Source organism: Fructobacillus papyrifericola, from assembly GCF_018437235.1.
GTDB classification, from domain to species: domain Bacteria; phylum Bacillota; class Bacilli; order Lactobacillales; family Lactobacillaceae; genus Fructobacillus; species Fructobacillus papyrifericola.
In genome coordinates this window covers 41,794-66,902 of record NZ_JAAMFJ010000007.1, presented here as the reverse complement: position 1 = coordinate 66,902, position 25,109 = coordinate 41,794, and the positions used below count along the sequence as shown (strand labels likewise).

Here is a 25,109-nt window from a genome sequence, read left to right as displayed (position 1 = left end):
CCAAAATGTCTTGTACTCTAATCTTAACATGTAAAGCGGGTGATTTTTGGCAAAAGTATGCTAGGATATAGGAAAGCAAGCGATTTTAAAAGAGGTTTCTCATGTTTCCACAGTCCCTAATTATCAAAAAACAAGATTTGTTGACGGTTACCGAAGACACGACCATCGGCGAAGTCTACAACATCTTCGAAGAATCCAAGGAAGGCAAGCACCTGCGGACCATCCCCATTCTCGATGCGACCGGCCACCTCTTCCGCGGCAACATTTACCGCCAGCACGTCTACGAGTATGTGGCGGCCCAGGGCGACATGAACCAGAAGGCCACGTCGATCATGCGCAACTCGACCAAGTTCATTTCGACCAAGGCCGACTTTTACGAACTCTTCTTCGCCATTCGCGATTTGCCCTACATTGCCGTTGTGGACGACGGGCACCACTTCGTCGGGATTCTGACCCACTCGGCTCTGATGGACTTGCTCTCCAAGTCCTGGTCGCTGGCCAAGGGTGGCGTGGCCATTGCCGTCAAAGATCGGCAACGGCGCGGCGACCTGCAGCGGATGGCGCGCATCATCACCCGCTACACCAACATCGAATCCGTCCTGTCTTTGCAGGTCCAAAACCAGGGGCCGCTGGCCGTCCTCTTCACCCTGCCACTGACGGTCGATTCACCGGTCTTACGCAAGATCATCACGAAGCTGGAACGCAAGCGTTTCTTCGTGGTTGCTCAAGAAGACCTCTCCCAATTCATGTAAACGAAAAAGCCACCGGAATGGGTGGCTTTTTTCTGTGCCCTTTTAATTTTGTTTAGTGGTACTTCACCACACAAACAGCCCGGCCATTGCCGAAGACAAAAGGGAAACCAAAACACCAGCAAGAAGCATTTCCGGCACCCGGGCGGCGATGTAATCGTTTTTCTCCTGATTGACCAGGCCCTTGAAGCAGGCCACAATCATGCCGATTGTTCCAAAGTTGGCAAAGGAGGTCAAGAAGACGGACAGAACGATTCGGGCGTGGGCGTTTTTAAAGAGCCCAGTCCCGGCCATCATCGACTTTGACACCTCACCCATAACCACGAACTCGTTGGTCACCAACTTGGTGCCCATGTACTGGGCCAATTGAAAGGCGTCGCTAGGCGAAAAGCCCAGCAGCCAGGCAAAGGGGAACATAATTACCCCAAAGATGTTTTCCAGAGTCAAAAAGGACCAGCCGGTCAGGCCCAGAATCTGATTAATCAGCTCCCCCAGAGAAACAAAGGCAATCACGGTGGCAGCGATAATCAAAACCATCTTACCGGCGCCAAGAATCGAACCGCCTAAAAAGGAGAAGAAGGGTTCGCGTGCGCCGCTTTCCCCCTCGACCTGGACGATGACGTCGTCTTCCGGAGCGACGGGGGTCGGATTCAACAGGGCCAACACGGCAATGGCCCCTAAAATGTTCAAGGGAATGGCCGTCAAAACGTACTCACCGGGCACCATCTGCGTGTAGGAACCGATGATGGCCGCCGACACACAAGACATCGACATCATTGCCAAAGTCATGTTCCGCCGGGCCGACAGCTGCTGCAACTGCGCCTTGGAAACAGCCAGGACCTCGGTGTTCCCCAAAAACATCATTTCAATGGAAAAGAAGGCTTCGAATTTTGGTTGGCCGGTGATTTTAGACAGCCCCTGCCCGACCCACTTGATTACCCATGGCAAAAAGCGGAAGTAGGCCAAGATGTCAAAGAGGGGCACGACCAGAAGCATCGGTAAGAGGGCGGCTCGCCCGGCCGAAAACTGGGTGAAGAGCCAGGCTAGAAGCATTTCCAAGCCCAAGACCACGCTGACCGACCGCCACTGGATGGCCTTGCGGTTGTTAGACAGGAGGTAGGCAATCAAAACAAAGACAACAATACTGAACAGATTCACGACAAGAAACATGGTAATGACCCTCTACTTTCTTCTGCTGATAGGCGGTTTGCGTCATTGGAGCAGAACAGCGCTCCCTTGCCTTCACCGACTGTTTAAAAACAGTCGGGTCAAAGCTCTCTCTATTCGTAGTCAACCAAAAAAGTCAACGGTCAACCAGCCTTTGCCCATCTTTTTGTCAGTTAGGTCAAAAAAACGACCGCTTTTGACTCAGCCCTTTCAAAGTCACTCAACACCTTTCTACACTAAAAGAAAACCCAGGAGGAGCTAACAGTGAAAAACATTGTGGTGATTGGTAGTTTGAACGTGGACGTCTTGATGAAAATCGACCGTCTCCCCGTGGAAGGAGAAACCCTGAGCATTTTAGACAAGTCCAGCAACTTCGGTGGCAAGGGAGCTAACCAGGCGGTGGCGGCCGCCCGCCAAGGGGCCGCTGTCTCCTTCGTTGGCGCCATCGGTTCCGATCCCGAGGGCGGGACTTTTCAGGCCCTTTTGGAGCACGAAGGGATTAACACCCGTTATTTAACGGTCAAGGACGGGCCGACCGGAACAGCCTACATCATGCTAGAAGAAGACGGACACAACACCATCTTGGTCCACGGTGGGGCCAACGCGGCTTTGACCGTCCAGGATGTCGAAGCGGCCCGGGGCTTACTTGAGGTCGCCGACGTGGTCATTGCCCAGCTCGAAGTCCCCCGTCCAGTCATCCAACGGGGCTTTGAAATCGCCAAAGCGGCCGGGGCCATGACCATCTTGAACCCAGCCCCGGTCACCCAGCGAATCGAATCGGCCATCCTGGAAAACACCGACCTGCTGGTGCCAAACGAAACCGAAGCGGCTGCCCTCTTGAACCTACCGGCCAGCACCGACTACAAGACCTTAAAGGATCGCCTGCCCCTCTACCAGGAACGCCTGGGTGTCGAACAACTGGTCATTACACTCGGTGAGGACGGGGCCTTCTTTGCGGTGAACGACCGGGTCGGGCCGGTTCACAACTTCGCCGTGGACGTTGTCGACACGACGGCGGCCGGTGATACCTTTATTGGCACGATCGCCACGACGCTCGAAGCGGACTTTCAAAACATCGAAAGAACCCTGCAGAAGGCCAGTGCCGCCTCGGCCATTGTTGTTTCTAGACCAGGGGCCATTCCCGCCATTCCGACCCAGGAGGAAATCGCCCGCAAGCTCGCCCCAATGGCGATGAATTAGGAGGCCAGCATGGACCAAGATCGTCAAAAGAAGAACGCGGCCCGGGCCGCCCTAAACGAAGTGCAAGACGGAATGGTCGTCGGCCTGGGCACTGGTTCGACCGCTGCTTATTTTATCCAAGCCCTGTCCAACCGCGTCCACGAGGAAAACTGGCGAATTGAGACCGTGGCCACCTCCAAGGAATCGGCCGAACTGGCTCGTTCCCTGGGACTGATTGTTAAGGACATCGATGAGGTCTCGGCCATCGACCTGACCGTCGACGGGGCTGACGAGGTCGACCCCAAGCTAAACGGCATTAAGGGCGGCGGTGCGGCTCTCCTCTTTGAAAAAGTCGTCGCTCTCCGATCCAAGAAAAACGTCTGGTTAATCGACGAATCCAAGTTGAGCCCCCGCCTCGGTGCCTTCCTCCTCCCGGTCGAGGTGATTGAGTTCGGCGCCCAACAGGTCTACCGGACCTTCGTCCACATGGGCCTCCATCCCCGCTTTCGCATGCAAAACGAGCGGGACAGGAAAAAGACCGATTCCGGTCACAACATCATCGACCTGGACATCTCGGCCGTTGCTGATCTGTCACAGCTGGCCGAACAGCTCAAATCAATCACCGGTGTCGTCGAGCACGGCCTCTTCCTTGGCATCTGCGACAAGGCAATCATTGGCAGCGACCCCATCAAGGAGATTGAGCGGCCTCAACGCCAATCAGCTGATCAACGGCCTGTCCCAACTGCCTAAGGGAGTCAGAAATCACTCCCTCGAAAACAATCAAAATCAAATCCAAACAAAAAACCTTCTTTCGAAGGTTTTTTCTTTAGCCGATGCCGTCCACTCCCTCACCCAATCACACGTAATCAAAAAGACTTTCTCACCGGATAACCGGCAAAAAAGTCTTATCAAAAAATCATTCACTTTTACTTTTTCGTGCCATCGTATGGCGTCAAACGAATGTCACCGGAGATGTACTCCCCGACGAAGATGTCGCCAATGCCGTCGTAGCCCTGGGCCACGACCTGCTCTCGAAGCCAATCCTCATCTTTTTCAATGGCATCCAAGACATCGTCATTCGACTGACCGTCATAGATGATTGGATACTTGGGGGATTCATCCCCGTACTCAATGACCGTCAACTGGCCGTTTTGCTCCAAAACGGCACGCTTGACTTTGGAAATGTCATAAACTTCCTGTTCACGAAGCTTAAACATCAAGTCCGCGGCCGACTGTCCCGCCTGCATGACGGCGTGCACCTTGACCTTCCCGCGATCGATCAAAATCGTGGGTTTCCCATCGAGCAGCACCTTAGCAAAACGGTTGTGCTCTTTAGCAAACTTCAAAACCAAAACCAAAAGGGTCCAGATGATCATGACCATCATGAACTGGAAGACCGTGATGGCCTCGGAGTAAATCGTTCCACCGATGATACCACCAAGAACGTAGTTTTGGACCTGGTCCAAGGCGTTTGTCGGCGCCAGGTTTCCCTTACCGAAGATGTTGATCTGAATGATGATAACGACCAGACCAATTCCCAGCTTCAAAAAGATTGGCATATAAACTGACATTATTGGGCCACCTCCGCTTTGGCATTAATCAAGTAGACCTGGGTCCGACTGTAGGACTTTTGGTCCTTGGACAGGGTGATTTGGTAGAACTTGCTGCCCTCTTTGGCAATCATGCCGTCTTGCATGGTCGTCGAGTTGAAGGCCAGATCGGACTTCTTCACCTTCTGATCCTTAGCGTAAGACGTTGCAAAAGTCGCCATTTCGTTTTGCTGCAAGTTTTGCGTCTGCGTGTTTTGCAGGTTGGTGTAGGTCAAACCGGCAAAGAAGAGAAAGGCCAAAAAGGCGATAATGGTCAGATCCCGGTAGCGCATGTTGAAGCGGTGCCGCAACGAGGCGACCAGCCCGATGCCCACGGCCACGAAGGTGATGATCAACAGGGCGATGTAGACCTTGTTGGTGAGGTTGTTTTGGTTAAGCAAATAGTTTAGGGAATAAAATGTCATGAGACCCTCCATGACTTGTATTGTAGCACAAGGACCGGCCCGGGACTAGGAAAGTCAGCGGCCCAAGCAATTCTTTTTCCATCTAAAAAAGCGAGCCTAAGCTCGCTTGTCTGACCGTCATTTGTTAGACAAAACGGTCCCTTTATTTCTACATCATACCGCCCATGCCGGCCTGAGCAGCCATGGCAGCAGAAGCACCAGCATCATCAGCCTTTGGTGCTTCGGCCACGACGGCTTCGGTTGTCAGCAGCAAGGCCGAAACGGAAGCGGCGTTTTGCAAGGCGGAACGAGTCACCTTGGTTGGATCGACGATTCCAGCCTGCACCATGTCGACCCAGCGGTCGGCCTTGGCATCGTAACCAGTGCCCTCGGGCTGTTCCTTCAACTTGTTGACAATAACCGAACCTTCCAAACCGGCGTTTTCGGCGATTTGGCGAACGGGTGCTTCCAGAGCGGCAACCACGGTCTTCACACCAGTGGCCACATCCCCTTCGGCTTCAACGGCTGCGGCAGCGACCATGGCGTTGACCAAAGCCGTTCCACCACCAGCCACGAAGCCTTCTTCAACGGCCGCACGGGTGGCGTTCAAGGCGTCTTCGATCCGGTACTTGCGTTCCTTCAACTCGGTTTCGGTTGCCGCACCGACATTGATGACGGCCACGCCACCGGCCATCTTGGCCAGGCGTTCTTGCAACTTTTCCTTGTCAAAGGTTGAGGTCGTTTCTTCGATTTGCTTTTTAATCGTTTCAACCCGGTTTTGAACGGCAGCCTTATCTCCGGCCCCTTCGACAATGGTCGTGGCATCCTTCGAGATGTTGACCTTGTTGGCTGAACCAAGCTGGTCGACAGTCACGTCCTTCAGGTTCAAGCCGAGGTCGTCGGTAATCACCGTACCACCGGTCAAGACGGCGATGTCTTCCAACATAGCCTTGCGGCGGTCACCAAAGCCAGGGGCCTTGACGGCCACCACGTTAAAGGTACCGCGCATCTTGTTCAAGACAAGGGTTGGCAGGGCTTCACCGGTAATGTCATCGGCGATGATGACCATCGAACGGCCCTGTTCCACAACGGCCTGCAAAACGGGCAGGATATCTTGGATGTTACCAATCTTCTTGTCCGTAATCAGAATGTAGGGATTGTCCAGGTTGGCTTCCATCTTTTCGTTGTCGGTTACCATGTACTGGGACATGTAGCCGCGGTCAAAGGACATTCCTTCAACAACCTTCAAAGTCGTCTCGATTCCCTTGGATTCCTCGATGGTGATGACCCCGTCGTTGCCGACTTTGTCCATGGCATCGGCGATTAACTGACCGACTTCTTCGTTAGCGGCAGAAATCGAGGCGATTTGGGCGATTTCGTCCTTGGTAGAAACCGTGTGGGAAATGTCATGCAACTTCTTAACAGCAGCTGCCGTCGCCTTTTCGATTCCAGTCCGAATGCCAACGGGGTTAGCACCGGCCGTTACGTTCTTCAAGCCTTCGCCAACAATGGCCTGGGCCAAAACCGTGGCCGTGGTCGTCCCATCACCAGCGATATCATTGGTCTTTGACGCCACTTCGGCGACCAACTTGGCCCCCATGTTTTCAAAGTGGTCTTCCAATTCGATGGCCTTGGCAATCGTCACCCCATCGTTGGTAATCGTTGGGGAACCGTAGGATTCCTCCAAGACAACGTTGCGTCCCTTGGGTCCAATGGTCGTCTTGACCGTGTTTGCTAATTTATCGACGCCAACCTTCATCTTGCTGCGGGCGTCTTCAGAGAATTTGAGCTCTTTTGCCATGATAAAATCTCCTTTTTCATTTACTTTTTCTGGAAAAAACCGTCCGGCCATGCCAACCAAACGACCTGTCAATGCTTAAGCGAGAATGCCGATGACGTCTTTTTCACGCAGGGCAAGGTAGTTTTGCCCATCGACTTCGATCGCCTGACCGGCGAACTTGTCGAATAAGACTTGGTCGCCTTCCTTGACCGTCATCGCAAGCTTTTGACCGGCTTCCGTTACACGACCAGGGCCAGCTGCCACAACTTTACCCGTCACAGGCTTTTCTTCTTGTGCCTGGGCAATGACAATGCCGCCGACCTGCTGTTCACCCGCTTCTTTCACGGCAACAATCAACCGATCTTCCAATGGTTTCAACATCACAATGACCTCCATTTTGTTTTTAGCACTCGTTGCACACGACTGCTAATTGCTATCTCTAGTATACCCCAGCTACGATTAAATGCCAATTAAAAAAGACCGTCCGCAGACAGTCTTTTTGGAAAAAACTTATTTCAAGTTCAAGCCCTTTGACATTGGGTACTTGGACAAGCGAGGGTCGGCCGGAATCATCTTGAAGAGCTTGGCGTTGTGCTTGGTCCAGTTGGTGTCCATGTCACGTTCGCCGTAGTAGTCGGCCATCGTTTGGTCGTATTCCTTGACGGCTGCTTCGACTTTTTTCTCGTCGTACTTGCCGGCCATGACCGAACCAGAAAGTGGCAACTTTGGCTTGACACCAGGGTTCTGGTCGGGGTAGCCAACGGAGAAGCCCATGATCGGCTTGACGTACTTTGGCAAGTCCAATTCGGCTTCGTAGAGTTCAAAGGCGCCCATGACACCAGCCATGGTAACCGTTCCCAAACCAAGGGATTCGGCAGCAACTTGGGCGCGACACAAGGTAATGGCCGTTGAAACAATCCCACCCTCTAAGAACTGGTAGTGTTGGATGCGGTCTTCAATGATTTCCTTGGCCTCTTCTGGCTGGCCAATCAAATCGCGGTTCCAATCAACACAGGCCACGTAGAAACGAGGGGCTGAAGCGATGTAGCCCATGTGGACCGTGTCGGTAATCTTCTGCTTCAAAGCCTGGTCCGTGACCTCAATAAAGGTAACGGGTTGGTAGTTTTGCATGTTGGGTCCGGCAAAGGCGGCCTTGAAAATCGTATCCATCGTTTCGTCTGAAACGGGCTTATCCTGGAAGGCCCGGATAGATTGGTGATTTTGCAATTGTTCTAAGACTTGGTTATTCTCCATGACATCCTCCATAAATCGGTGTATACTTTTATACTTGTGTGGCTCACAGCCATCTTACACTTTCCAAAAAATAATTTCTAGGAGCACCCATGAATTTCTTCCATGTCCACATCGGCCTACGGACATTCAAAACTGGCCTCGCCGTTATGCTCGTGATGATCGCCTACCACTTTGTTGATCGTCCAGCCTTTGTTCCCGCCCTGGCCGCCGTCTTTGCCCTGCGTGAGAACTGGGACAACACCCTATCCTTTGCCAAACTCCGACTGGTCTCAAACGCCGTCGGTGGTGGCCTAGCCATCGTCTTCTACCTCTTTCGCGAGGCAACTCACAACGCTGACTGGATCACCATTGTCTTAGTACCCGTCCTCGTCATGGCCGGCATCATCATCCACAACAAGCTGGACCAGAGTATCGGCATCGTCGGCGGAATGGCCGCCTTTCTCATGATCGCCTTGACCATCCCCCTAGACGCCACCATCGACTACGTCTTCTTGCGAGTCATGGACGTCTTTGTCGGCGTCCTCTTCGCCATCGCCATCAACCGCTTCGCCATGCCCGACGAAATTAAAAAAGTCGAAGACAAAGTCATCAAAGTCGAAAAGGGTGCCAAGCGCGTCATCGACAAACTCGAACACAAGCACCACGAAGAATAAACAAAAAGCCTTCCAAACGGAAGGCTTTTTTATTAGTGTAAACGGAAGTATTGGTCAATGCGGTCATCGGGAAGGTCGTAGAGAAAGGCTTTGAAAATGTTATCGAGAGCGTCGACCATTTTTATCTGGATTTCTTCCGAAACAACTCCGTCATCACTGTTTTCAAAAGCTTTCATAATTAGTTTATCTAATTCCGAAAGCGAATCTATGACCATTTTATGAATTTTGGGACGTGTATACTTAAAGTAGTACAAATCCATCTCAATATTCTTTAGCTCCATAGAGAAGGCAAGACCTGCGCGTTTTACATTCTTCGATTTGACAAATTCTTCGAATGCTTCTGGTATCGTGTGCAATAAATGTTTTTCATAGAGTGGTGCTGATATTATCAATTCACGGTTGGATTTTTTCATTCGCTTATCTAACCACCACCTGACCACAGTCACAAACAGTGCGAGTGACGATATCACAATTGTTATTGCATTATAGTAGCCCATCGTACATCTCCCTTGTTAGTTTCTTTCGAGATGTCACAAAATGAACGCGCTCTCGTACACCATCGATTCCTATCTTATCGATTAAGTCAGCAGAGAATCCTTTTACAAAGGAGTTCCCAATAATGACAATATTATCCGGAAAACGAATCGTCAGTTCCCCCTCCAATACACGATCATCAATCATTGGGAGTACCTGTTGGTCATATGTCTCTTTTCCAAGTTCCACCCCACCCAATGCAGGATTATGCGGGTTAGCAAACTTCAGTTCAATCGTTTTCATTTCGACCTCCGTTCTTCACTTCGGTTTATCTATGCTGATTATAACGAATTCTTCCTCCAAACTTTCAAGAAAATTTTAGCAATTCCATATGTAAAAAATAATGAAATTTCGTAATAAGAATACTAATTTAAAATAAAATCCCATTAGCATCCATTTAAGATTCACCTCTCACACTATAATTGGATAAGACTGTGAAAAAAGCACTCCGTCCGGAGTGCTTTTCATTTATTCAAAAGAATACAGAAAGAGGTCATTATGACTAATCAGAACAAAACAGAACTTTTCCATCGTTACTACAAACGTTGGATTCTCATGTATAAGGAAGGAGCTATTCGCCCTGTTACCATGTCAAAGTATCGCATGACACATAAATGGTTGATCAAACTTGCACCCAATTTAAAAGTCGGTGAATTAACTCGAATTACTTATCAACAACTACTAAATGACTAGCTGAAGAACACGAACGTCAGACAACAATGGATTTTCACCATCAATTAAAGGGAGCGATATTGGATGCAGTCGACGATAACTTGATTGAACGTAATCCAACCCGAAAAGCCATCATCAAGGGTAAAACGCCAAGGCAGAAAAAGCCAAAATACCTAAACCAATTTGAATTACACAAGCTACTCACACAACTCAACTTAGAGACAGAAGTGAATTGGGATTGGTTTATCTTGCTAATAGCTAAGACTGGCATTCGTTTTTCTGAGGCATTAGCTTTAACACCAGGCGACTTTGATTTTGCGCATCAAATGCTCACCATTAATAAAACTTGGGACTATAAAGGTAAAGGTGGCTTCCTACCAACAAAGAACCCATCCTCCGTTCGAAAAATGCAGATTGACTGGCAAACTGTTATGCAGTTCTCAGAACTTATCAAGAATCTTCCTGAAGGAAAACCAATCTTCGTTCAAGATAAAGAAACCGTCTACAATTCAACACTGAACAACCTACTCGCCAAACATTGCCGTAAAAACGATCTCCCAATCATTTCTATTCACGGTCTGCGTCACACTCATGCATCTCTACTTCTTTTCGCAGGCGTATCCATTGCCAGTGTGGCTCGACGACTTGGCCATGCATCAATGACAACTACTCAAAAAACATACCTTCACATCATCCAAGAACTAGAAAACCAAGACGTTGACCTCGTTATGCGTTCACTTTCTAGTTTAAGTTAATTATGGCGGTACTATACGCTGATGAAGAGTAATAGAATCATTTAATCCATCAATAATTCTACTGATTCTTTCTTGCTCCTCTTTCATAGGTACCGAAATAGTAATAGACATAAAAGCATCGTAGTTAATATTCAGTAGTCCATCCATCCTCGCTCCAGAAGATATCAACTTACGTAATTCCCTATCAGGTTTTCTTGTTGCAAATAAATATTCAATGAACTTAGGATTTGCCGCTGTTGAAACATCAAAACTATGATAAACCCTTGGTACTAAAGCTTTTTGATAATTCTCCAGAGTGAATACAGTACCATATTTAGCCAATTTAGAGTTACCATGATTATATGAAAGTTGGCCTTTACTCAATAATGTGTAATTCTCTTGTTCAGCGCCAGCTATATTACCGGAAAAACGTTCTTTTTGATTTAACCAACCCATTGCAGCAGATATTGTTAACGTTGGCAAAGTCATATCTCCATTATTACCGCGCACTCTTGTAGATATTTCGTCTAACTTACGCTGTTCCCAATCGTACATCACTTTTTCTATAAAAAAGAATGCGCTATGAAATGCCCATTCTACATAAGAAGTTATACGCTGATGAAGAGTAAGAGCTATTTCGAGTTCTTTTAATAGATGTCCAATTTTCCTTTGTTCATTTAGATTAGGAACATTAATCCTGTGTTTTAGGAAATGATGTTCATTTATCTTGTTTGAAGAATTACCAGATGAAGTTATCGACTTTGACAGAATCGGACCCATAATTCTTTCAAGATGGATAGCATATTTCCAGTACTCTAAATCATATTTTCCGATATGCCTATATATCGGAAAAAGCTCAGAAACAACCCCATCACCAATGTCATTTGCAACGAATCGTCCAAATCTAAAATCTTTATTTGGATGTCCTTCAAAAGCAATATCCCCCATTCTCATAACATAGGTACGGGTATCGATATTGTTACTTTGTACTTTATCTACAGATTGAAAATACATCTTGGCAACGGAAATCCATTTGTCTTTTGCAAATTGACCATTATTGCGTTCATTCACTTTTACAAACTCATCACCCAACTTACGCTGTTCCCAATCAACTAAAAAAACTACCAGCATCATGCTAGTAGTTTAGAAAATCAGTATTTATTTATACATTCTAATATATTTACTAAAATTTACGAACTATTTTTGTAGATTACTCTAAAGTAGAAAAACAGAAATATATTATTTATATAAATGCAAAAGTTAACCCCGAAAAAATTTGGTTTAAACAAACATATTTTGGAGCAATGAGCGTTTTACATCATCCAATTTTTGAAGTTTACGCTGATGAAGAGTAACAGAGTGATCTAAATCTATGAGAAGCTCTGACATCCTAGCCTGCTCGGCAATTTCCGAAGGAATATTTATGATAATTTCAGACATTACATTATTCATTAGCTTGGGGTTTCCAACATGGGAAACAAATTTATAAGATACTTTATCAAGAGATTCAGCAACAGCTTTATTAACATAGCCATCATTCGATAGTAAAACACCATTAACATTCGTACTATAGAACTGGCCTGGCCTGTAATTAACAGTCCCAGCATTGGCCCCATCCGTTGTCCATGTAATAGCATTATTAAATAGATACTCGTTATAATAGCCCATTAAGCCATTATTTTTAGTTTGAGATGAATAAACTGGATACGGATTACTATCTGTTTTAATAGGGCTAACAGCTTTAGCCGATAAAACGTGCCCTCTAGTAACTTGAAAAATATCGCTCACCTTACGCTGTTCCCAATCGTCAGTAAATCCATTAAATCTAATATCTGGCTTATCTTGTCCATTTTTTGGAAACATTTTTTGAAGAAGCAACTTTTTTAAAGCTTCCAGGTTCTCTAACTTACGCTGATGAAGAGTGATGGCTATTTCTAATTTCTTTATTAATTCACCAATTCGATTTTGTTCTTCAATATTTGGAACCAATAATGTTATTTCATAAAAATAATTCATTTCTAAATTTCTTCGGACGACACTGGCTCCCTGTGTTGAAGAATCTTTATATTCTTTTAACTTTCTGCCTATTTTTAACTGTGGAGCGACAAATTCTGGATTGATATTTTTGAATTTAAAAGTTTTATAACTTGGTGAGACCAGCCCCTTACCAATATTATTAATATTGATATTTCCTAACCACAAATTTTGAGGAGAAAGCACCAAATCACCATTCCCAATAATTTTATACCCTTTATTCGACGCACCTGAAACCCTACCGCTTCTAAATTCCATCCCACCATTAGTACTTGAAAGCACCGGATATTCATTTTCAACTTTCGACTTTATACTGAATGGAACTAATATATCTTCAAACTTACGCTGTTCCCAATCGTCGGTGAAGCCGGAGAAACGAATTGCTGGAACCATCTTTTTTTGTTTTGATTTATCCATCATTTGAGAACCTGCTTTAGAATATGAAGTGTCTTTTGACTTTCTTCGTCAGTGGCAACCAAATCTTGCATCTGGTCATTGATTTGCTTCGTTAATTCAGCAATTTCTGAATCAATGGATTGCATGTCTGACAGCAATGCTTCCGCATCAACTGGTTCTTCTTCTTCAAAAGTATCTACGTAACGTGGAATGTTTAAGTTGAAATCGTTTTCTTCAATCTCGTCAATCTGCGCAACGTGGGCATACTTTTCAACGTCTTCCCGCTTCGTGTAGGTGTCGATGATGTTATCAACATCTGAATCACGAAGAACGTTTTGCTTTTTACCCTTTTCGAAGTCGTTTGAAGCATCAATAAACAATATGTTTTTGTTCTGTCGGTTCTTCTTAAAGACAAGAACAACCGTTGGGATACCTGTCGAGAAGAAAATTCCCGCTGGCAGCCCAATCACAGCATCCAAATAATTCTTTTCAATGATGGCCTGACGAATCATGCCTTCTGCGGCACCACGGAAAAGAACCCCGTGTGGTAAAACAATGGCCATGGTTCCCTCACGGTCTAAGTGATACAAACCGTGCAAGACAAAGGCATAGTCCGCCTTCGTCTTTGGAGCCAATTTACCGAAGTCCTTAAAACGAGGATCCTTCATTTTATTGTCATTGTTGTCCCACTTCGCTGAATATGGCGGGTTAGCAACAACGGCGTCAAAAGTAACGGGTGCCATCACACCGTTTTCTTCACGTGATGGCCAATCATCTTCTAAAGTATCGGCATTTCGCAAGTCCATGTTTTGGTAATCAATACCGTGCATCATCAAGTTCATCCGAGCCAAATTATAAGTGGTCGTGTTCAGCTCTTGTCCTTCAAAAGCAACACGGCCCTTTTCTTTACCATTTGGCAACTGATCTTGAACGGTTAACAACAGTGATCCTGACCCCATGGCTGGGTCATAGACAGTGAACTGTCCGTCTTGCTTGGCATCAAGGGCAACCAACTTGGCCAAAATCTTGGATACTTGGTGTGGGGTGTAGAATTCACCGGCCTTCTTACCTGAGTTACCAGCAAATTCAGCGATCAAGTATTCGTAAACATCCCCCAAAATATCATGACCTTGGTCATCCTGATATTCAAAAGTATCAACGGATTCAACCACAGCACCCAATGACTTAGCACGGGCAGCAGTCGAATTTCCAAGACGTGAGTTTCCCAAGTTAACGTCAGCGAAAATTTCACTAAAGTCTTCCCTTGCTGATTGGTTTAACTGAGCATTCTTATTAAACTCATCGAACATATCTTGGTAATCCGAAGGCTTGATTTCCCCAGAATTGACTTTTCCAACAATTGTCTTCCAAGTAAATTCAGGTTCGATGGCATAACCAAGGTTACGGGCAATGTCTTCGAGATATTCAGCACGGTCTTCGCCGTCTGCTTCCCGACGGTAGGCATCATTAACCGTCTCACCCTCTTTTAAATCGAGAATGTTTTCGTTCACCAAGTATTCTTCTTGGTGTTCTGAAAGGTAACGATAAAACATGAAGCCCAAAATGTAGTTACGGAATTCAGAGGCATCAAGATTACCTCGTAAATCGTTCGCCATTGACCAGAGCTGGCTGGTGATGGACTGAGCAGTTTGTTGTTCAGACATGGTGTCTCCTTTAATTAATACTCATTAACAAAGTTATCAGCGAATTTTGTAAATGCGTCACTGAAAGCATTTCGATAGCGAATTTTCTTCAGAGCTTTCACTTCTGAATTCCGGGCCATTAACTGGTAGTTTTCCTGCCCATTTTGACGAAGAGCATCCAATTCGCCCATCCGGTTCAGATCATCGTGACCCTTTTGGTGCTTTTCAAGGACTTCACGTACCTGTGCCGTCGTGACATCTAGTCCCCATTCACCAATGAAATGATTGATTTTCGCCTTTTTTAAGTTATCCTCGGAGCCAACGATAATGCCATCAACATCCGTTGCCTTTACAGGATAGTTATCCACCTTCATCTCACCCGACTGGATGCCAGCAGCAGTTCGCTCAACTTGCTTGGCATACTTTTGGTCGTCCAATTGCTTCGTTTGCTTTTGGATATCGTCGTATGCCTGTTGCGCCTTGTCGAAATCCTTGTTGTGCACGTGGTTCGCCAGATCAGCAAGCAAGTCGCGCAAGTAGTCATAATTCACTCGAACGTCCGAGATGTGGGTCATCTTTAACTCTAGCTCACCTTGTTCGCTCCCATCAGGGTGATCGTTAATGGCTTTAATCAATTGTGTTGCCAACGATCCGGTAAGCGTCCTCTCCTGCTCTTCAGTCAAGCCAATTCTTTCAAGCAGTTCTTCTGGATGCACATAATCATAGCTAGGATACTGCTTAGCCAAGTTAACCAAACGGTTGAATTGCTGTAACTCACCATACATGGCCAGCTGTTCTCTCTCAGACCTTGGAATATCCGTAAAGCTCATGGAATATTCTCGTAGTCGGTTAACGACTTCCGCCAATTTATCCGTCACTTTTTCATAAGTGCTTGCCAAAATGTCGGGCCACTCTGGTCCAATGGCTTTCCGATTATCAATATCAGCCGAGTCTTTGTTGGAGTAGAGCTCCAAGGCACGGTTCATGATTTGCTTTGATAATTCTGGCCAGCGGTAATTAATGATGTTCCCGTATGGCTTGGTCTCATTACTTTCAATACGATTGGTACGTGAGTAGGCCTGAATTAAACTTGCTCCCGATAAAGTACGATCAACATACAAAGTGTTTAACATTGGAGCATCAAAACCAGTCAGGAAACGGTTAACAACAATGACTAAGTCTAAGACTTTGCCATCCCCAGATGAACGGTTCAAGTGAGCGGCAACGTCGGCAGTATATTCATCTTCATTGTCTTGCCCAAAACGACCACCAAACATTTCAGAATAATCCTCAACCGCTTCGTCCCAGGCTTCGTTATTTTCATCCATGTTGTCATCGTTCAGATGATTCAAGGAGAACGTAATCGCAATATTGAGCTTACGCTTCAATTTTGGATTGTCTTCCGTGTTTTGTCGCTTAAACTCACGGTAATACTTCATAGCGAGTGGAACAGAAGGTTTATTCCCCGCAGCGTGCGTGGTGAATAGGGCGTTGTATTTGTAGTCTGCCGATCGGTTCTGCCAGTGTTCCAAAATTTCAGAAACAACTTCTTTAACGTGCTGATCGTTGTGGTCGTAGATATCAGGTTCAACGGCCAAATCAAGGTCAGCCGCTGTCATGTTATTAATTTTTTTCTGAATCTTTTCATAGTCCCAATCTGGATGTTGGGCTTGGTAATACTTTGGTAAGTAATCTTCTTTAATGGTCTTTTCAGGTAATGTTGTTCGGAATTCAACGTTAAATCCAAGAACGTTCTTATCCGAAATTGCTTCACGAATGGTATAGGAGTGAAGGAGATCACCAAAGATATCCTTGGTACTTGGGTTCTTTTCAAACATTGGTGTTCCGGTATAACCAATCCAAGCTGCGTTTTTAAATAAGTTTCGCGCCTTTTCAAACCCTTCACCACCAGTTGACCGATGGGCTTCATCCACAACAAAAAGGATGTTCTTGTCGAACTTATCTTTTTCATCAGCAAAACGGTCAGCCAGACGATTCATCTTTTGATTGGAAGTTACAATGATTCCCTTAACATTTTTTGAAAGGAGCTTCTTTCTCAAGTCATAAACGCTGGCAGTTTCTGAAACAACAGATGTTTTGCTATCCGACGTGGAATCAGGATCATAGGCTGAATACTGAGCAGTCGTTTGATCAGTCAATGCCACACGGTCAACCATGAAAATCACTTTATCAACGGTTGGCATACGTGAAGCCAACCAAGCCGCCTTGAAAGATGAGATAGTCTTTCCTGAACCTGTTGTATGCCAGACATATCCAAGCCGTGGGTCGTCAGTCCCAAAGTGGTGGTTTGATATGGAATCCAAGACACGTTTTGTTGCATACACTTGATAGGAGCGCATCACCTTAAGCATTTCACGTCCTTTGGTTCCATCCAAAACCATGAAATTAGTGGCCATTTGATGCGCCATTGGAATGGACAAGAAGGAGTTAGCAAATTCCTTCCAGTCGTTCACGCGAGAATTATCTTTTTCACGCTGCCAACGGAAAGCAAAGTCCTTATTGAACTTATCAGCTGTTGTTGCCGCCATGTACTGAATATCCGTTGGTGTCATGGCAATCAGAATTTGCACCATTGAGAAGATATCTGAATACTGACCTTCCTTGGTGTATTTCTTCATCTGATTAAGCGCGCGATCGGATGGGAGAGAGTTTGACTTTTCCTCGATTTGAATAACGGGTAAACCATTGATCAAAAGCGTCGTGTCAAAACGACAATCGCCCTTTCTTGCCAACTTCTTAGGACGTTGAATTTGATTCACGACTTGGTAAACCGTGTTACCGGCACCAATCTGTGAGGAGTCAAAAATATCTAAGTACACATGATTACCATCATCCAAGTCAATCTCAATTTGAGAAATTCCATTGGAACCATACAAAAATTGACCAGCTTCGTATGGTGTCTTGATGTTATTGATGATTGTTTGAACTTGCTTGAACTCTTGGTCTGAGAGTGGCTTCTTCAGTTTTTGATTATTTTGTTCCAAAATCTGTTTGAAGTTGTTCCAAAGCTGTTCGTTGGTTTTAATATCTGCACGATATTCCCATTGCTTTGTTCCTCCTAATTGCTGTAAGTAGGCAATTAGTTCCTCTTCAAACTGCAGTTCTCTCTCGTCTCTCGCAAGCATGAATTTTGGACTCCTTAGACAAATAATCAGTGTCGTTTTCGTATAATTAATATATATAGCCATTTGTGACAAATATAGTTAACATTATACCCTTTTGGGTATATCCGGCCAAGGTCGGATGACCCACAGTCGACTTTATTCAAAGGATTCAACTGTTATAATTAACAGTAAATTTAATCTTCTTGAGAGAATAGTTTATGATCATTAAAAGGAAAGAACTTAATACAATGACATCACCGAACGAACATACTTTACTCATTCTTGGCAACGGCTTTGATTTGTCGTTACAAATAAAATCTAAATACGAAGATTTTTATAAGAGTACTATTTTCAAAAATTCAGATTCAATTTGGTCATATTTAATTCCTATATTAGTTCCAGATGCTGAGGAAGCTAACTGGATGGATATTGAATCTGCAATTGCAAAAGTCTTAATTGATTCAGCATTCGGTGTTTTCAAAAGCTATAGCAATTCAAATATGGATTCAGCCCTACGAAAAATCAATTCATATTCTTCCAATTATCATTGGATCTGGGATGAAGTAAAAATCGAAGAATCAATAGTCAATACAAAGTTACCTATTAGTTCACATATTTTATTTTTGATTACTGCCAAACTTTTAAAGAAAAATAGTTCAAAAAAACTTTTAAGAATTGTAGAATATTTATCCGAAAATTCTTATGGAAATATTAGCCATTCAAAAGAACAACCATCAACCAAAGACACCCAAAATCCTTCAGAGATTAAAAATCAGGAAATACAATTAGAAAAAACATATTACCATTTTTTGTCCATTATGGCTCCTTTTCTTTTGGAAGAACTAAATCAACTGGAATAAGAATTTGAAAAATATTTACGACAGGAGATTGGTACTACAGAACGCTATAAAAAAAATGCTATTGACAAACTTTCCACATTAGTTGGTAGTTATGATTCTGCTCACATTACAGGTGACAAAAGTCAGGTTGAAATTTTAAATTTTAATTATACAGATTTAAAAAATGTTTCTCTACGTTGCCTTGATGGATTCAATGTCCAAAACGGTGAAAAACTCGTTTCCGAAAATCATGATTTAACCTACTATAAAAAAATTAATGTTGAAAACATACACGGTGAAATAGATAAGCAAAATATAATCTTTGGCATTGATTCACATGATGACCAAAAATTACAAAATCACGATTTTCAATTGTTAGTTCAGCCTTTCACCAAAACATCACGAAAACTACGGATGACTGAATCAACAGATTTTAGCATCCGTTCGTCCTACCACAACATAGTCTTCTTCGGACACTCTCTTAGTGATGCAGATTATTCATATTTTGAATATATTTTCGATGAAGTAAATCTATATTCAAGTAACTGTAATCTTATTTTTAAATACGCAACTGCATATGATTCAGATAATGCACACGCCATTAAAGCATCTGTTTGTGAAAACGTGGAAAAATTAATACGTAGATATCAAGATACACTTCCAGAAAATCAGCAAAAGGATCTCTTCAATCGTTTGCTCATTCAGCATAGAATTCAGATTATAGATATCGATGAGACAAAGAATTACGAAAAATAAGTTTATACATGGTGTTGCCTCTATTTCTCTTCTCATTCCAACTTCAAAGACCAGCTTAACATGGTAAAAGCACGCAACAAGATAACACGACTGCTGAAAAAATATTTTAAAAATACATTTATAACAATACTTCCGTATCTTCCATTATTTCTATCAATATTCTTAGTTTAATTTAGCGCTCAGTTTTCAGATGCTATGATACTTCATATTGAATCTAATAAATGTCCGTACTTTCTCAATTCAAGCACGTTATCAACAATTTAATAAACTGGAATTGAATTATTTAAATAGGCTGCAACTACGATTGAGGCCTATTTTTTTAAAACATCATCCCATCTTCAAATTCTTCTTTGAAGGGTTTGGGCATGAAGAAGATGAGGTGGTAGATGAAGCGCATGCGGCGGGCGGTGATGCAGCCGTCTTTTGCTGATTTGAGTCGGTCAAATGTGCTGTTTAGGGTTGGAAAGTTTTGGTGGAACTTTTGCTGGTAGCGTTCTTTTGCGCGCTCCCACCAGATATCGGCGCCAGGGCCAAAGTAATGCATCATGTATTTGTCCTCCTCGATAGTTAGTTTTATTGTATAAAAACATTGTTGCGAGCTTGTTGCCCGACGACATCTCTTTGATTGACTGCGATTGGAATCGCTGGTCCACGTCTTGACGGTTGGGTGCGACTTTTTCAGCCAAAAACGTAGAGTGTTATACTATTCACGACAGAAGGAGCAAGTTTGCTTACTTTTCCTGCCAGATTTGATGTTGAATTGAAGAAATGGAGAGGAAAATGCTTACGAAAGCTAGTAAGATTGCCATTGCAGCCGTTGGTGCTGTGGTGGTGATCGGTGGTGCATCATTTGGTTATGCGGCCGGTCAGTCGCACCATAATGGGAACAAAACAACGGCTACGGTGACCAAGACAAAGAAGTCTGCTACGTCGGATAAGAAAGCCACTGGGATGGATTTAACGGCCATCTCAAAGGGTGACTTTTCATCAGTGGAAGGTACTTGGAAGAATAGCAAAGGTGACAGCTTTACCTTTGATAAGAATGGGTTGGTGTCGGCCACTTATTCTGGACAGACAACAACTGATCAAATGGTCTACATCAAATCAGTTGGTTCAATCCACGGAGCTGAAGAAAAAGATGGCATGTTAAAAAGCTTTATTGGACCAAAGAACACTGACGATATAGGTCCTTCTGGAGCTGTTGATACCTACTTCATTCCTAAGGGTACCAAACTCGAAGGAACAACGAATGATAGCGTTGACCGCATTTATTATGGTCAACAAGTCAGTGACGATGCCGTCTTCTACAAGCAAAGTCAGGCTGATGCTGCTCAAGCCGCATCGGTTGACAAGCTTTCAACGAAGGAAAAGCAGGCACTCGTACTGCTTGGCATGCCAGACAAGTTCCACTCGGATTATGGGGAAACCAATGTCGATATGATGTTGTCCGGAAAATTGCACACCACCATTATGAAGATGAACTTTGAGGATGTCGACTCGACTTTCAACGGTGTAAAGATCGTACCAAATGACGGCCACCCCGATGAACAAGTTTTGCGCTTGCAGAATGTGCCACAAGACATTCAGGACAATAACCGTGCCGATACCATGGGTGTTTATACCATTGACGGTGATACCGTGACTTATCGTGTTGAAGGAACTCGTACCGGTGGTGAATCTGAAGAGATTCGGAAGGGGAAAGTGGTTGGTACCGCTTCGCTCTCTGCCCTTTACAAGCAGTACAAGAACAGTGATAAATTAAAGCAAATGGAAGCCATTATTGAAGATTGATTTTGAATGGATAAAAAGGCCACACCTTATGGTGTGGCCTTTTTTAATTAAAATACAAGATTAATCGCGTCCATTGATGGCATCTTCAACATCCCTCATACGATCACTAGCGTCGCTAAATCCACTTTGAACACTTGTGTTTAATTGCCAAAATTCCTTCATAATTCCTTCTAATGCAACGTCTTGTTTATCCATTTGTTTACTTACAAGATCCTTAATTGTTTCTGCATCCTTATGGTTTTCATTGTGATGTACCTGCTCAGTCCAACGATCAGTCGCTATGCGATGTGCTTCACCAATTTCTTTAGCTTGATCACTTTTAACAATTTCAACTAAATACTGATAATACAAGACATCGTATAAATACCTGTCGGGAACTTTAATTTTTCCTGGAAGCGCATCATGCAATCGTTGAACTTCCTTTTCGGCAGCAGGTAATTGAACATTCTTCATTTGGGCAATACTATTATCCACGTCATTAACAACAGACAACAACCAATTATTTTCACTTTGCAGTTCACTTTGTTCTTCTTCCAGTTTTTTAAGGCCTTTATTGAAGACAACTGCATCATGTTTGTTTTGTTCCTGTACAAAACGACTATTATATTTTTTTGCAATTTTACCAAAAATTGGAACAGTGATAATGAAACTGGCAATTAATAAAATTGGAAATAAAATTGCAATCGCAGGTTGAACATTCCCAAAGTTTCGAATCATTACAGTTGGAATAATGAATCCAGCAATTATTTGAAGCACACAGAACAGTCGAACCAATAACTTACGATTCAAAAACATGTTGTTGCGGTGTACTTCCTTTGGATATTTATGCCTAAAAATTATAAAGAAAATCGCCACAAATGGTGCAATGGAAGCCGCGTTCAAAAGAGTCTGTGAAGAATCACCAGTTACTAATTGCATTGCTGTTGCTTTGAATGAACCAAAAACAAATGACAACAAAACCGAAATCATCAAAATTAAAAAGTCTAAAATGAACACTTGAACTGGAATTGAAGCATTATCCTTTTTTATTTTCGGCCTGTACTGATCAATTCCAGCATGACTATTTTCCGCCAACAAATTACTTTTAAACTGATCTTTATTCTCAAGTTTTCCTGTTACATTTGCTAACTTTTTGGCCAGCTTATGCTGCTTTGAACCAATTTGTCTAGCATATTCTTCTGAACTATTTAGTTGCGCCTTCATGTCTTTAAGCGCCAACAATCCGCTTTGATATGAAACGACACATTTCATCTCATTTTGAACTTGATTCAACAATTCATCTGATTGATTCATAACATTCTCCTCATATAGATTAGTTTCATTCTACCACTATTGGTTATAAACGTTTAGCCAGTCACAAATTGTTATACTTATGTTCTGAAAGCATAAAAAAAAGCCCCAACCGAGGTTGAGGATGCAAGTTGGGTCGAGATGAAATCGATAACAGAAAAAAGACTTCGTGCATAACTTGAGGACAAGCTCCAACTTGCTGCTTATCATTATGCATATTCATAATATCACAAAGATACTTGTGAAAGATACAGCAAAATTACAATTTGCTTACCGTTAATTTTCTAAGTTAGACTCATTGTTTCAGCGTTTCATTGGCTAGCTATTTTTAATCTTTGCCGATAAACGGCTTGAATACTGACTTTTAACGGTTTATGTTATGGATTTTCGAAGCAAATCGGTATTACAGTGTTTCCTATATTTTGTCATTTTGAAAGAAATGTTTTGTGAAAACTTTAAATTACGGTATCAAAAAAGGAAGGATCTGATGATTCTTCCCTTTTTTTACACCCGATTACTTGACCTGAATACTTTATGAAATTCATTGTCTGCTTTTAATTGAAATTTAGCCATTATTTCAGTAAATAATCGGTTCCGTATGTTCTTTCCTGAAATTTCGCCATTTTTTCAATAAATAATTGATTTCGAACGCTCTTTATTGAAATTTGGCCGTTTTTTCAATAAATAATTGATTTCGAACGTTCTTTCTTGAAATTTCGCTCTTTTTTCAATAATGAACGGTTCGTCCTGCCAAAAACCTTGAAAGTCGCTAGCTTTTCAACAATCCCTTTTCTACTTATCGACAGGCTGTGTGGAATTCGTGCACTTATCGACCGAGTTATCGACAGCTTTCTGGCTAATCCTAATAAAAAAAGCCAGCAGCGCAAGCTACTCGCTTCTTTTTTGACTTTAGCGTTCCAGTCCCTGAAAGGCTGATGGGGCAATGGCGATGATGGCCAGAATCAAGATGGCCACGATCAGCCAGGTGCGGGGACGGATTTGCTTAAATGCGTTGATAACCTTGTTAATGAATGCCATGTTTTTCTTCCTTGGTTATGATTTTTAATGATAATTCAGTTTACCATGAATTGGCAGTGACTGGGGCAGAAGCGGCTGGTGCCTGTTGCCGTCTGTCTGCGACTCTTACTTACGACTTTGCCAACCCCCTGAGGCCAAAAGAAAAACAGCCAAGTGGCTGCTTTTTTACTTACTTATTTTTTCTTGCTGAAGTACCAGCTGAGAGCGACGGTCATCACCGTGGCCAGTCCCAAAAGCACGGGCAGCTTTTTGCCGACGACCTGGGCGGTCTCGGGCAATGGCTTGCCAATCCGGAAGGCCGAAGCAACGGAGTCGGCTGTGACACTTTGTGCAGGCGCCTTGGCTTGGTTATCGTCACTATTCGATGCTCCCTTCGCCGGCTGGTCAGAACCCTTCTTGTCCCCCTTATCCTTGGGCTGGTCATTGCCGCCCTTGTTGGGACTAGGGTTAGGTGTCGGATTTGGATCCGGCTGTGGGTTTGGATTTGGGTCAGGATTTGGATTTGGCTGCGGCGTTGGCCGGTTACCAGAATTAGCCGAACCAGAGCCATTGGTCAGCCCCTGCCAAACGGTAATCGAATCACCGGGCAGGTTGCTGGCCGTGTACTTGGCCGTGTTCCCGTATGATGGCGAGTCTTCGCCATCGGTAATACGCGTGCCATAGCCAACAACGACCGAACTGTGCGTGTTCCCCACGTCGACGGTAAAGTCGTTGCCGGAGGTCTGATGAATCTGACTAGCCGGAATGGCCGCTCCCAGCGTGTAGTGGTTCACGTCGGTAAAGGTCGCGTAGTTAGCTGTGATTGGTGAAACAATCTGGTGGTTACTCAAGACCTGATCGCTAATCACCCCGTTTTGAATGTCTAAGTCCGACAGGGCGTTCAGACGAATCCGCCAGTGAATTAGGTCCTTGTCTTCGGGGTCAAACCAAGACCATTTGAAGATTTGCTCGGACTTGGTGATGTTGCTTGACGGCGCAACGTTAACGACCGTCTTCAAATCGCCAATGCCCCAAGGAATCACGTTGTCTTTACCAGGCTGAATCTTGCCACTCTGGAAGGTCAGCGGCAACTTCAACTTACCGGTCACCGTGTGGGTCTTAATGGCCTGGGCGGTATAGTCGTTAAAAGTCACCACGACCGTCCTGGCATCCTTGTCCACGTGAACGGCAGCGAAGATATTGCCGGCCGTGGACTTGATATTGAAATTATCATCAGTCAGGACCGCTAACTGATCGGGAATCGGAATGGTCAGCGTATCACCAGCTGAAAGCTGAGCGTCATCCGGCACCGCAAAGTTCCAAATGGCCTGCAGGTTATCATAGACCCCGTACTGGCTGCTACCGGGATGGGAGCTATCCGAAAGGGAGATGCTGGTAATATAGTCCTTGGGATTCAAAACGGCCGAAGCAGCGGCCGAACCGTTGCCCCGGTGAAAGTTTTGAAACTCATTTTCATTATTTGTCTCAAAGGTCAAAACATTT

At 44.3% G+C, this 25,109-nt stretch carries 23 protein-coding genes and 1 pseudogene; 8 read left to right on the top strand and 16 right to left on the bottom strand.

Annotated elements, in window-relative coordinates; all coding sequences use genetic code 11:
* Nucleotides 1–101 precede the first annotated feature (101 nt).
* On the top strand, nt 102–752 hold the full coding sequence (gene cbpA, locus G6R28_RS06245; RefSeq protein WP_213793376.1) for a cyclic di-AMP binding protein CbpA: 651 nt from the start codon (nt 102–104) through the stop codon (nt 750–752).
* A gap of 63 nt (nt 753–815) precedes the next feature.
* On the opposite strand, the gene G6R28_RS06240 is transcribed toward cbpA, so the two are convergent.
* The gene (locus G6R28_RS06240; RefSeq protein ID WP_213793375.1) at nt 816–1,919 is read right to left on the bottom strand and encodes a nucleoside transporter C-terminal domain-containing protein; all 1,104 of its coding nucleotides are present in this window, start codon (nt 1,917–1,919) and stop codon (nt 816–818) included.
* A gap of 261 nt (nt 1,920–2,180) precedes the next feature.
* Between G6R28_RS06240 and rbsK the strand changes: the two genes are divergently transcribed.
* A complete protein-coding gene (rbsK, locus tag G6R28_RS06235; RefSeq protein WP_213793374.1) occupies nt 2,181–3,116 on the top strand; it encodes a ribokinase in 936 nt (311 codons plus the stop codon).
* A 9-nt stretch (nt 3,117–3,125) separates the two neighbouring features.
* On the top strand, nt 3,126–3,845 hold the full coding sequence (rpiA, locus tag G6R28_RS06230; RefSeq protein ID WP_213793373.1) for a ribose-5-phosphate isomerase RpiA: 720 nt from the start codon (nt 3,126–3,128) through the stop codon (nt 3,843–3,845).
* 176 nt (nt 3,846–4,021) lie between these two features.
* On the opposite strand, the gene G6R28_RS06225 is transcribed toward rpiA, so the two are convergent.
* From G6R28_RS06225 to G6R28_RS06205, 5 genes are all read right to left on the bottom strand, one after another.
* On the bottom strand, nt 4,022–4,666 hold the full coding sequence (locus G6R28_RS06225; protein ID WP_213793372.1) for a DUF421 domain-containing protein: 645 nt from the start codon (nt 4,664–4,666) through the stop codon (nt 4,022–4,024).
* A complete protein-coding gene (locus G6R28_RS06220) occupies nt 4,666–5,109 on the bottom strand; it encodes a DUF3290 family protein (RefSeq protein WP_213793371.1) in 444 nt (147 codons plus the stop codon). Before G6R28_RS06220 ends, G6R28_RS06225 begins: the two co-directional genes overlap by 1 nt.
* Nucleotides 5,110–5,257: 148 nt before the next feature.
* The gene (gene groL / locus G6R28_RS06215; protein WP_213793370.1) at nt 5,258–6,889 is read right to left on the bottom strand and encodes a chaperonin GroEL; all 1,632 of its coding nucleotides are present in this window, start codon (nt 6,887–6,889) and stop codon (nt 5,258–5,260) included.
* Nucleotides 6,890–6,964: 75 nt separating this feature from the next.
* Entirely contained in the window at nt 6,965–7,249 is a 285-nt protein-coding gene (gene groES, locus G6R28_RS06210; protein ID WP_213793406.1) for a co-chaperone GroES, read from the bottom strand.
* A 129-nt stretch (nt 7,250–7,378) separates the two neighbouring features.
* On the bottom strand, nt 7,379–8,122 hold the full coding sequence (locus G6R28_RS06205; RefSeq protein WP_213793369.1) for a nitroreductase family protein: 744 nt from the start codon (nt 8,120–8,122) through the stop codon (nt 7,379–7,381).
* A gap of 89 nt (nt 8,123–8,211) precedes the next feature.
* Here G6R28_RS06205 and G6R28_RS06200 point away from each other — a divergent pair, with 89 nt between their 5' ends.
* Complete coding sequence (locus G6R28_RS06200; RefSeq protein ID WP_213793368.1) at nt 8,212–8,775, top strand: FUSC family protein; 564 nt, start codon at nt 8,212–8,214, stop codon at nt 8,773–8,775.
* A gap of 32 nt (nt 8,776–8,807) precedes the next feature.
* Here the strand turns inward: G6R28_RS06200 and G6R28_RS06195 are convergent, their stop codons facing one another.
* On the bottom strand, nt 8,808–9,272 hold the full coding sequence (locus tag G6R28_RS06195; protein ID WP_213793367.1) for a hypothetical protein: 465 nt from the start codon (nt 9,270–9,272) through the stop codon (nt 8,808–8,810).
* The gene (locus tag G6R28_RS06190; protein ID WP_213793366.1) at nt 9,259–9,552 is read right to left on the bottom strand and encodes a hypothetical protein; all 294 of its coding nucleotides are present in this window, start codon (nt 9,550–9,552) and stop codon (nt 9,259–9,261) included. The genes G6R28_RS06195 and G6R28_RS06190 overlap by 14 nt, the downstream gene beginning before the upstream one ends.
* Nucleotides 9,553–9,807: 255 nt before the next feature.
* Here G6R28_RS06190 and G6R28_RS06180 point away from each other — a divergent pair.
* Nucleotides 9,808–10,736, top strand: a pseudogene (locus tag G6R28_RS06180) (site-specific integrase).
* On the opposite strand, the gene G6R28_RS06175 reads toward G6R28_RS06180, so the two are convergent.
* The 4 genes from G6R28_RS06175 to G6R28_RS06160 form a co-directional block, all read right to left on the bottom strand.
* Complete coding sequence (locus G6R28_RS06175; protein ID WP_213793363.1) at nt 10,737–11,849, bottom strand: restriction endonuclease subunit S; 1,113 nt, start codon at nt 11,847–11,849, stop codon at nt 10,737–10,739.
* Between the two features lie 147 nt (nt 11,850–11,996).
* On the bottom strand, nt 11,997–13,169 hold the full coding sequence (locus G6R28_RS06170; RefSeq protein WP_213793362.1) for a restriction endonuclease subunit S: 1,173 nt from the start codon (nt 13,167–13,169) through the stop codon (nt 11,997–11,999).
* A complete protein-coding gene (locus G6R28_RS06165; RefSeq protein ID WP_213793361.1) occupies nt 13,166–14,809 on the bottom strand; it encodes a type I restriction-modification system subunit M in 1,644 nt (547 codons plus the stop codon). The genes G6R28_RS06170 and G6R28_RS06165 overlap by 4 nt, the downstream gene beginning before the upstream one ends.
* Before the next feature lie 14 nt (nt 14,810–14,823).
* The gene (locus tag G6R28_RS06160) at nt 14,824–17,934 is read right to left on the bottom strand and encodes a type I restriction endonuclease subunit R (RefSeq protein ID WP_213793360.1); all 3,111 of its coding nucleotides are present in this window, start codon (nt 17,932–17,934) and stop codon (nt 14,824–14,826) included.
* A gap of 227 nt (nt 17,935–18,161) precedes the next feature.
* Here G6R28_RS06160 and G6R28_RS06155 point away from each other — a divergent pair, with 227 nt between their 5' ends.
* Nucleotides 18,162–18,773 carry an AbiH family protein gene (locus G6R28_RS06155; protein WP_213793359.1) on the top strand — a complete coding sequence of 204 codons (612 nt, stop codon included), beginning with the start codon at nt 18,162–18,164 and terminating at the stop codon, nt 18,771–18,773.
* A 27-nt stretch (nt 18,774–18,800) separates the two neighbouring features.
* The gene (locus G6R28_RS06150; RefSeq protein WP_213793405.1) at nt 18,801–19,508 is read left to right on the top strand and encodes an AbiH family protein; all 708 of its coding nucleotides are present in this window, start codon (nt 18,801–18,803) and stop codon (nt 19,506–19,508) included.
* A gap of 319 nt (nt 19,509–19,827) precedes the next feature.
* Here the strand turns inward: G6R28_RS06150 and G6R28_RS06145 are convergent, their stop codons facing one another.
* Nucleotides 19,828–20,055 carry a hypothetical protein gene (locus tag G6R28_RS06145; RefSeq protein ID WP_213793358.1) on the bottom strand — a complete coding sequence of 76 codons (228 nt, stop codon included), beginning with the start codon at nt 20,053–20,055 and terminating at the stop codon, nt 19,828–19,830.
* 233 nt (nt 20,056–20,288) lie between these two features.
* Here G6R28_RS06145 and G6R28_RS06140 point away from each other — a divergent pair, with 233 nt between their 5' ends.
* The gene (locus G6R28_RS06140; protein WP_213793357.1) at nt 20,289–21,299 is read left to right on the top strand and encodes a DUF6287 domain-containing protein; all 1,011 of its coding nucleotides are present in this window, start codon (nt 20,289–20,291) and stop codon (nt 21,297–21,299) included.
* Between the two features lie 60 nt (nt 21,300–21,359).
* Here the strand turns inward: G6R28_RS06140 and G6R28_RS06135 are convergent, their stop codons facing one another.
* From G6R28_RS06135 to G6R28_RS06130, 3 genes are all read right to left on the bottom strand, one after another.
* Nucleotides 21,360–22,592, bottom strand: coding sequence for a hypothetical protein (locus G6R28_RS06135; protein ID WP_213793356.1), 1,233 nt, complete (start codon nt 22,590–22,592; stop codon nt 21,360–21,362).
* 906 nt (nt 22,593–23,498) lie between these two features.
* Entirely contained in the window at nt 23,499–23,627 is a 129-nt protein-coding gene (locus tag G6R28_RS06635; RefSeq protein WP_274381089.1) for a hypothetical protein, read from the bottom strand.
* 173 nt (nt 23,628–23,800) lie between these two features.
* A complete protein-coding gene (locus G6R28_RS06130) occupies nt 23,801–25,102 on the bottom strand; it encodes a collagen binding domain-containing protein (RefSeq protein ID WP_213793355.1) in 1,302 nt (433 codons plus the stop codon).
* Nucleotides 25,103–25,109 lie beyond the last annotated feature (7 nt).